This window comes from Corynebacterium sp. HMSC074C03 (genome assembly GCF_001838285.1).
GTDB lineage: Bacteria > Actinomycetota > Actinomycetes > Mycobacteriales > Mycobacteriaceae > Corynebacterium > Corynebacterium amycolatum.
This window is the reverse complement of the sequence record NZ_KV836200.1, coordinates 26,676-36,149: the sequence shown is the minus strand read 5'-3', so window position 1 is coordinate 36,149 and position 9,474 is coordinate 26,676. Positions and strand designations below refer to the sequence as shown.

Annotated in this window: 5 protein-coding genes; 4 read left to right on the top strand and 1 reads right to left on the bottom strand. The window is 60.3% G+C overall.

Annotation, left to right across the window (positions count from 1 at the left end; translation table 11 throughout):
• Positions 1–1,166: 1,166 nt before the first annotated feature.
• Entirely contained in the window at positions 1,167–2,459 is a 1,293-nt protein-coding gene (gene aceA / locus HMPREF2847_RS03340) for an isocitrate lyase (protein ID WP_048759351.1), read from the top strand.
• 214 nt (positions 2,460–2,673) lie between these two features.
• Entirely contained in the window at positions 2,674–4,098 is a 1,425-nt protein-coding gene (ramB, locus tag HMPREF2847_RS03335; RefSeq protein WP_038629316.1) for an acetate metabolism transcriptional regulator RamB, read from the top strand.
• Positions 4,099–4,311: 213 nt separating this feature from the next.
• On the opposite strand, the gene lpdA is transcribed toward ramB, so the two are convergent.
• Positions 4,312–5,727 (bottom strand): dihydrolipoyl dehydrogenase, encoded by a 1,416-nt coding sequence (gene lpdA / locus HMPREF2847_RS03330; RefSeq protein ID WP_048759388.1) that lies wholly within the window; start codon positions 5,725–5,727, stop codon positions 4,312–4,314.
• A 97-nt stretch (positions 5,728–5,824) separates the two neighbouring features.
• Here lpdA and HMPREF2847_RS03325 point away from each other — a divergent pair, with 97 nt between their 5' ends.
• Positions 5,825–7,999 carry a prolyl oligopeptidase family serine peptidase gene (locus HMPREF2847_RS03325; protein WP_083327310.1) on the top strand — a complete coding sequence of 725 codons (2,175 nt, stop codon included), beginning with the start codon at positions 5,825–5,827 and terminating at the stop codon, positions 7,997–7,999.
• A gap of 10 nt (positions 8,000–8,009) precedes the next feature.
• Positions 8,010–9,470: a M1 family metallopeptidase gene (locus HMPREF2847_RS03320; RefSeq protein ID WP_070851530.1), complete on the top strand. Its 1,461-nt coding sequence runs from the start codon at positions 8,010–8,012 to the stop codon at positions 9,468–9,470.
• The last annotated feature ends 4 nt before the right edge of the window (positions 9,471–9,474 follow it).

Here is a 9,474-nt window from a genome sequence, read left to right as displayed (position 1 = left end):
GCGGAGTGTACTTAGCGACAATGTCACCAAAGCCGTTCCAGAACGCGTCCTTGTCCTCAATGCCGGCGGCGGGGAGTGCGGTGTCATTAACAAAGTCGTAAAGAACCTTCGCGACCTGCATTCCACCTGCCGAAATACGCTGTGCCATTGCTCTCCTCAAAACTATTGATTGCAATCTGCCCATCCAGCCACAGCCACGTCAGCGGCTCACGCACTGGATGCGTTGTTCCCCTACTGTATGTGATTCGGCGCACTTATGGACCGTCTTTTTTCATAACCCCCAACCGCCAGCCCGGTATAGCGCCGCTCACATTTGCCATTTCTTTCGCTTTACGACGAATCCCCTCGCGAGCAAACCCCACCCCTTCCAAATGACCATTCGGGCATTCCATCTTGGGGGCCACAAATCACTCTTCCCACCCGCGTTGACCCCGACACGCCTGCCGCTCTTTCCTTGACCACCGAACACCACACGCGACGAGAAAACCCTATCCCGCACAGAGCTTTACTGTTGTGACCTGCATCTCAAGGGCCACTGACCAATCGCGCCGGAGCAGCACCCGCCTTCGAGCCACGCCACGAATGCGAGACGACAGCCGGAACTCTAGCCACTCCCCAGGGAGATTCAGTCGGGGTATTGGCGGCATGTTGGCGGTGTATTTGGAAGCCCGTTTCTGCTTCCACGGCCGCAATTTCGGGGGTAACTGGCCACCCCCTAAACTCCCAACAGTGTTAGCGACATAATTCGATATTTACCAAAATATAAATCACCCCAAAGCGGGGGGAGCATTATTAGCGAGACCACCACAGAGAAATAACAGTACAAATGTACCGGCCGGTCACAGGCGAAATTCACTAAACCCAAGCTACACATTGCAATGTTTGCAATCTTCGCAAGTGTTATTCGGGTTACATACTTGAATTCACACCCTAAGCTGCTTGACGAACTCAACGCTATGCCCCAAAATGTGAAATATGGCACGCGGAAGCGGACATTGTTTTTGTCCACGTGTTTGTGTGTAGGGGTGCAGCACTTTCCTGCCGTCCCCTGCATTCAAGTGACACCGCGGTCACTATCGGGTCAGCCTGTAGATCGGTTCTGTTGGAATTGTTCTTAAGTCAGCACCCGGAGTTCAAAAAGCAAGCAAAAGGAAGTGACTCCGTTTATGTCTAACGTTGGTAAGGCACGTACCGCCGCCGAAATCCAGAAGGATTGGGACGAGAACCCGCGCTGGGAAGGTATCACCCGCGACTACACCGCTGAGCAGGTTGCTGAGCTCCAGGGCACCGTCGTCGAGGAGAACACCCTCGCTCGCCGCGGCGCTGAGATCCTGTGGGAAGGCGTCAACGTTGAGGATGATTCCTACATCAACGCTCTGGGTGCACTGACCGGTAACATGGCCGTTCAGCAGGCTCGCGCTGGCCTGAAGGCTGTCTACCTCTCCGGTTGGCAGGTCGCCGGTGACGCCAACCTGGCTGGTCAGACCTACCCGGACCAGTCCCTGTACCCGGCTAACTCCGTGCCGAGCGTCGTTCGCCGCATCAACAACGCTCTGCTCCGTGCCGACGAGATCGCTCGTATCGAGGGCGACGACTCTGTCGACAACTGGCTGCTGCCGATCGTCGCTGACGGTGAGGCTGGCTTCGGTGGCGCTCTGAACGTCTACGAGCTGCAGAAGGCCATGATCAACGCTGGTGCCGCTGGTACCCACTGGGAGGACCAGCTCGCTTCTGAGAAGAAGTGTGGCCACCTGGGCGGCAAGGTCCTGATCCCGACCCAGCAGCACATCCGTACCCTGACCTCTGCTCGCCTGGCTGCTGACGTCTCCAACACCCCGACCGTCATCATCGCCCGCACCGACGCTGAGGCCGCTACCCTCATCACCTCCGACGTTGATGAGCGCGACCAGAAGTTCATCACCGGTGACCGCACCTCTGAGGGCTTCTACCACCTCCAGAACGGCCTGGAGCCGTGCATCGACCGTGCGAAGTCCTACGCTCCGTACGCTGACATGATCTGGATGGAGACCGGTACTCCGGACCTCGAGCTGGCTAAGAAGTTCGCTGAGGGTGTCAAGGCTGAGTACCCGGACCAGCTCCTGGCTTACAACTGCTCCCCGTCCTTCAACTGGTCCGCTCACCTCGAGAAGGACGAGATTGCCAAGTTCCAGAACGAGCTGGGCAAGATGGGCTTCAAGTTCCAGTTCATTACCCTGGCTGGCTTCCACGCCCTGAACTACGGCATGTTCGACCTGGCTTACGGCTACGCTCGCGAGCAGATGTCCGCATTCGTCGACCTGCAGAACCGCGAGTTCGAGGCTGCCGAGAAGCGCGGCTTCACCGCTGTCAAGCACCAGCGCGAGGTTGGCGCAGGCTACTTCGACCGCATCGCCACCACCGTCGACCCGAACTCCTCCACCACCGCCCTGAAGGGCTCCACCGAGGAGGGCCAGTTCTAAGTCACTCGGCTTAGGGCGTAGGTCTAAGACCTAACTTCAACACCCAGTGAGGGCTGCACTTGCAGCCATCGCTGGGTGTTTTTGTATGTTCATCGACATGTCGACTCCGCCCCGTCGTGAAGCGCGACTGGGAACCTGAGCGTCTGAACACCTAAGCAAAGGTTGCAACAGTTTTCTACACAAATCCAGCAAAGCCCGCGATATGCTGGGCAGTATGTCGAAAACCTATGTCGGATCCCGCCTCCGCCAGCTACGCCGCGAGCGCGACCTCAGCCAGGCCGCGCTCGCGCAGGCGTTGGGCCTCTCGGCTAGTTACGTCAACCAGATCGAGCACGACGTCCGCCCGCTGACCGTTCCTGTTCTGCTTCGTATCACGGACACATTCGGCGTTGACGCGACTTTCTTCTCCCGCGATGACGACTCCCGCCTCCTCGCTGAGGTCCAAGATGTGGTGATGGACAAAGAGATCGCCAAGTCCCCCATGGACCTGCAGGAAATCTCGGAAATGGTCCGCGACCACCCCGACATCGCCCGCATCATGGTGGACATCCACCGCCGCTACCGCAACGTCACCGACAAACTCTCCCTGGCCACCGAAGAGCGCAACTTCGGCAACAGCACCGACACCGCCTCCGGCTCACAGGCGCTGACCATGCCACACGAGGAAGTCCGCGACTACTTCTATGCCCGCCAGAACTACATCGCTTCGGTCGACACCGCCGCCGAGGAGCTGGCTCGCGAGCTGCGCATCACCGACGAGACCACCGATGTGGTCTCTGTGCTGGCCGACAGGCTGTCCAACGACCATGGGATTCGGATTGCGCTGGAATCGTCGTTAGGCGATGTGCAGCACAGCCTTGATCGGCGGACGAAGACGCTCTACCTCGCGCGGCACCTCTCACCGGGGCAGCGGGCCTTCCGTATGGCCACGGAGCTGGGGTTTTTGGAGCAGGGCGAGACCATTTCCGAGGCTGTCGCGTCCGGGCATTTCATGTCGGAGGAGTCGCGGAAGCTGGCGCAACGCGGAGTCGCGACGTACTACGCGGCGGCGCTGATTCTGCCGTATGAGTCGTTCCATGCGATGGCTGAGTCGAAACGCTACGACATCGAGCTGCTCTCGCGCACGTATGGAGTCGGCTACGAGACCATCTGCCACCGCCTGTCCACAATGCAACGGCCCAGCTTGCGCGGTATCCCGTGGACATTCGTGCGCGTCGACCGCGCGGGCAACATGTCCAAACGCCAATCCGCCACCGGCTTCCACTTCACGCATTCGGGCGGTACCTGCCCACTGTGGAACGTCTACGAGACCTTCTCCTATCCCGGCAAAGTCATGCGGCAGGTCGCGCTCATGCCGGATGGTCGGCCGTACATGTGGATCTCGCGGACCGTGGAACATCATGCGGCGCGTTTCGGCAAGCCAGGCAAGGTTTTTGCCATCGGTTTGGGCTGCGAGGCCCGTCACGCTGAGCGCACCGTGTACGCCGATGGTCTCGATCTCGCGGACCTCGACGCCGCCACTCCGATCGGTGCCGGCTGCAGGGTCTGCTCCCGCGAGGCATGTCCGCAGCGCGCGTTCCCGCCGATTCATCGGGATATCGACATCAACATGCACCGCTCCACCGTCTCACCGTACTAATTCGCTTTACGACGGGCGCAGGGTTGGCCTGTTTGCGGGGGCTTGGTTTGCGGAGGAAGACCCCAAAAAGAAAGACCCCAAAAAGAAAGTGCTTAAGTTTATGACACTTTCGCACCGATTTTCACGGTCAAACTGTCATAAACTTAAGCACTAACTCGTATCTGCCTGAGCCGGGACCAGCGAAAACTGGCCCCAGGGCAGAGCCACAACCTCTTACAGGTTGATCATCTTGCCCATAACGCCCTCGGCTGCTTCCTTCATGGCCTCGGACATGGTCGGGTGAATGTGGACGGCGCGGCCGATTTCCTCAGTGGTCAGCTCGTACTTCTCAGCCAGGACCAGCTGCGGCATGAGCTCGGAAACGTTGGCGCCCACCATGTGGCCACCCAGCAGCTCGCCGTACTCGGCATCTGCAATGAGCTTCACGAATCCTGCCGGCTCCGCCAGGCCCTGCGCCTTACCGTTTGCAGAGAACGGGAAGGTGGAAACCTTAATCTCACGGCCGTTCTCCTCTGCCCACTTCTTGGCCTGCGCCTCGGTCTTACCGAAGGAACCAACCTGCGGGTTACAGAAGGTTGCGCGCGGCATCATGTTGTAGTCCGGGATGGTCTCGGTCTCGTGACCAGCCATGTGCTCAGCTGCGATAACGCCCTGCGCCTCGGCAACGTGTGCCAGCTGCAGCTTCATGGTGACGTCACCGATGGCGTAGATGTTGTCGACATTGGTGCGCATGTACTCGTCGATGACAATCTCGCCGCGTTCACCCAGCTCAACACCGGCCTTGTCCAGGCCGATGCCCTCAGTGCGCGGTGCGAAGCCGATGGAGACCATAACGCGGTCAACGGTCAGAGTCTGCTCGTCGCCGCCATCCTTGGCCTCAACCTTGACCTCAACCGAGTCACCATTGTCCTCGATGGAGGTGGTCTTGTGCCCGGTCATGAGCTTGACGCCCAGCTTCTTGTATTCCTTGGCAATAACCTTGGAGACGTCTGCGTCCTCGTTCGGCAGAACGTTGTCCATGAACTCGACGATGGTGACGTCCACGCCGTAGTTGGCCAGGACGTATGCGAATTCCATACCAATAGCGCCAGCACCGACGATGACCATGGAGTCCGGCAGCTCGTCGGAGAGAATCTGCTCCTCGTAGGAAACAATGTTGCCGCCGACCTCAACACCCGGCAGGGATCGGACGACAGAGCCGGTCGCAATAATCGCCTTGTCGAAGGTAATTTCCTTGCCCTCGTCATCGCCATCAGTGATGGCCATCGAAGTCGGGCCAGTGAATTCACCGAAACCGTTGATTTCGGTAATCTTGTTCTTCTTCATCAGGAAATGAACACCCTTGACGATGCCCGCGGACACCTTGCGCGAACGCGCGTGTGCGGCACCGAAGTCAAAGGAGACATCGCCGGAGATACCGAAGGTCTTAGCCTCATGGTTGAAAATGTGCGCCACCTCGGCGTTCTTCAACAGAGACTTGGATGGAATACAGCCAACATTGAGGCAGACACCGCCCCAGTATTGCTTCTCCACCACAGCAGTCTTCAGACCCAGCTGGGATGCACGGATTGCTGCGACGTATCCGCCAGGACCGCCGCCGAGTACTACAAGATCAAAATGTTCAGCCACGTGCACAAGTCTACGCACGACTTAGCTTTACTTCACCTCGCAAGCCCACCCGGCAAACCCCACTTTTTACCTTCAGCGGTGGGCTACGGTGGTGGACATGGGCAACGACACCGGCAACAACACGGGTAACGATTCCTCCTTCCTCTCCACCGACCTTGTCCCAGATTGGCTGGACGATATCGACGGTTCCCAGGCGCTGACGTGGGCGCGCGCGCAGTCGGAGGCCACCGTCGCAGGCGTCGATTCGCTTGCCGACGACACCCGCGACCGCACCAACTTGGAACAGCGCATCCTGGCTGCGCTCAACACCGATGCCCGAATCGCGTATCCGGTGCGCCGTGGTGAGTACCTCTATAACTTCTGGCGAGATGCCGAGCATCCGCGGGGTCTGTGGCGGCGCACCTCCTTGCAGAGCTATCTAGCTGGCCAGGAAGATCCGCAGGCAACCGAGTGGGAAGTACTCATCGATCTCGATGCGCTGGCGAAAGCCGAGGGGGAAAACTGGGTCTGGAAGGGTACGGTGTGCCGTTATCCGGAGTATGACCGCGCGTTGATCATGCTCTCCCGCGGCGGCGCTGATGCCACCGTAGTGCGGGAGTTCGGCCTCGTTACCTGCACTTTCGTGGAGGATGAGCCGTTCTACCTCCCGGAGGCGAAGTCCGATGTCTGTTGGGTGGACCACGATGAAATTCTTGTTGGTAGTGACTTTGGTCCGGGCTCGCTGACGGATTCGGGCTACCCGCGGCAGGTGCGTAGGTGGCGGCGCGGCATGCCGTCGTCAAGCGCGGATGTGATTTTCTCGGGCCACAGTGATGATGTGGCCGTGGGCGGCTGGTTCGACGCGACGGAAGGTTTCGAGCGGCTGTTTGTCGAGCGTGCGCATGATTTTTATAATTCGCAGCGGTTCGTGGCAGCGGAGCGTTCGGGCAAGTTGGCGGCGCAGCAGAATGGGGACTTTTCGCTGCAGATTCTGGAGGTGCCGCAGGACTGTCGTACGAGTGTCCATAGGCAATGGCTGGTGCTGATGCCGCGCGCGGAGTTCAACGGCATTCCGGCTGGTGGTGTGGCTGTTGTGGAGCTAGAAAAGTGGCTGGCGGGCTCGCGTGAGGTGGAGGTGATTTTCACCCCGGATGCGCACACGTCGTTCCAGCAGCTCGCGTGGACGAAGAACTTCCTGGTGCTGACGCTGTTGGAGGATGTCGCGACGAAGTTGGTTGTCTTGCGGGAGGGCTCGTGGGAGCCGGTGGAGGCCTTCGGCGAGTTACCTGCACAGGCCACTGTGAGCGTGATTGATACGGCCTCTGAACGCGATGATGAGGTTTGGTTGGTGTCGACCTCGGCAACACAGCCGGCAACTCTCTGGTACGGGCAAGTCGGCAGCCCGCTCACGGAAGTGCGGCGTGCTCCGGCGCTCTTCGACAGTGAGGGGATGGAGACTCGCCAGCACTGGGCGACCTCGGCCGATGGCACGCGCATTCCGTATCGCATCACCGGCCGCTTCGGCGCGGAGGCGGGCGCTGGTACAGGTGCTGGCACAGGCGCGGAGACAACCACAGACGCCCCCACTCCGAACCCAGCCCCAACCCTCGTGCACGCCTACGGCGGTTTCGAGGTCTCGCTGGTCCCGCAGTACTCGGCGATTCGTGGCCTGACCTGGCTCGAGCGCGGCGGTTACTTCGTGGAGGCCAACCTGCGTGGCGGTGGCGAATTCGGGCCGACCTGGCACTCCTCGGTGGTCAAGACTGAGCGGATGAGGGTCTATGAGGATCATCAGGCCGTGCTGCGCGACCTTGTTGCACGTGGCTACTGCACGCGTGAACAGCTGGGTGTGCGCGGTGGTTCCAACGGCGGCCTGCTGACCGCTGTCTGCCTCACCTCCTACCCGGAGTTGGTGGGCGCAGTGGTGTCCCAGGTGCCGCTGGCGGACATGATGCGCTATCACAGGCTGTCCGCGGGAGCCTCGTGGATGGCCGAGTATGGAAACCCGGACGACCCCACCGAGCGGGCTGCGATTGCGCAGTATTCGCCGGTCCAGCGCGTCGTCAAGCGAGAGCAGCGCGCCTACCCACCGGCGTTGATTACGACTTCCACCAGGGACGACCGTGTCCACCCGGCGCATGCGCGGAGCCTGGCGTGGCTGCTGGAAGAGGCGGGACAGCCGGTGGACTATCACGAAAACACAGAGGGCGGGCACGCGGGCGCAGCGGATAATTCGCAGGTCGCGTTTGTCGAGGCGCTCATATCTACGTGGCTGTGGAACAAGCTCAAGTAAGGTAACAGCCGTGAGTAGCGCTGATTTCACTAATCCATATACCGGTATCGCGTTCAACCTGGGTTTCCGGGTGAACAAATACGAGCTGGACCTCGACTATCGGGTCGGGCCGAATCGTCTGAAGGCGACGGCGACTCTGCATATCGAGATCAACGCCTGGACCTCGCACATCACGCTCGACTTTGCGGATGCGCTGGGGGCCGATTCGGTGGATGCGATTTCCGATTCGCAGGCACACTCTATCGATGTGAAGCGTTGGCGCCATTCGGGTCGTAAGCTGCGAGTCACCTTTGACCGCCAGCTAGCTCCCGACGAGACGCTGCAGTTGATTGTCACTTACTCGGGCACGCCACGTCCGGTGCGCTCGAAGTGGGGCGAAATTGGCTGGGAGGAACTGGAAAACGGTGCGCTCGTGGCATCGCAGCCGGTGGGCGCGGCATCGTGGTACCCCTGCGATGACGATCCCGAGGTCAAGGCGTTCTACGAGTTCACGATGGTCACCGACGCTCCCTACGAAGTCGTCGCACCAGGGCTTGCCGACGCTCCGGTGAACGTGGGCGGATCGCGCCGCCGCTGGCGGTTTGTCACCGAGGAGCCCATGGCCTCCTACCTGGCCACCGTCAATGTCGGTCAGTTTAAGAAGGTCGAGCTGCCGTGCCAGACCTCGACCGTGGTGGCGTGGGTGCCCTCTGATTTGGTGGCCAATGCCCGTCATGACTTCCGCGATCAGGGGCGCATGCTCGATGAGTTCGCCAAGCTCTTTGGCCCTTACCCCTTCCGCGCCTACCAGGTGGTCATTTGTGAGGATGACCTGGAGATCCCCATTGAGGCTCAGGGACTATCCATCTTCGGTGCCAACCACGCCGACGGCAAGGACACGTGGAATCGACTGATCGCCCACGAGTTGTCGCACCAGTGGTTCGGCAACAGTGTCGGCATTTCGCAGTGGCGCGATATCTGGCTCAACGAAGGGTTTGCCTGCTACTCCGAGTGGGTGTGGTCCGAGGTCAGCGGTGGTGCCAGCGCGGATGTGCACGCCCGCAAGCACTACCTGGATCTGCTTGAGGAAGAGCAGGACATCGTCATCGCCAACCCGGGACCAAAGCTGATGTTCGACGACCGCCTGTACAAGCGCGGCGCGCTGACTGTGCACGCTCTGCGTCTGCTGCTGGGCGACGAAGTGTTCTTTGACCTGGTGCGCAAGTGGACCACCACTAACCGCCACAGTGTGGTCGATGCAGTGGACTTCCGCGCACTGGCCAACCGCGTGTGCCGTGAGCGTGGCATCACCACCTCGCACCTGGATGTCATCTTTGACTCCTGGCTGTCACGCAGCTCCTTGCCAAACTTCCCCGCTGACCCGACGCGCTCCCCTGCTGACCAGGGCATCGGCGATAATGGTGCTCCAATCGTGGACGAGAAGCTGGCTGCTCAGTTTGCAAAGCTCGGCTACTCGAAGGCCAAGGACTAGAGAG

Bases quoted from the DNA above. Each gene is read 5' to 3' on its own strand.
- aceA (WP_048759351.1), top strand. From the start codon at position 1,167: ATGTCTAACGTTGGTAAGGCACGTACCGCCGCCGAAATCCAGAAGGAT.
- ramB (WP_038629316.1), top strand. From the start codon at position 2,674: ATGTCGAAAACCTATGTCGGATCCCGCCTCCGCCAGCTACGCCGCGAG.
- HMPREF2847_RS03325 (WP_083327310.1), top strand. From the start codon at position 5,825: ATGGGCAACGACACCGGCAACAACACGGGTAACGATTCCTCCTTCCTC.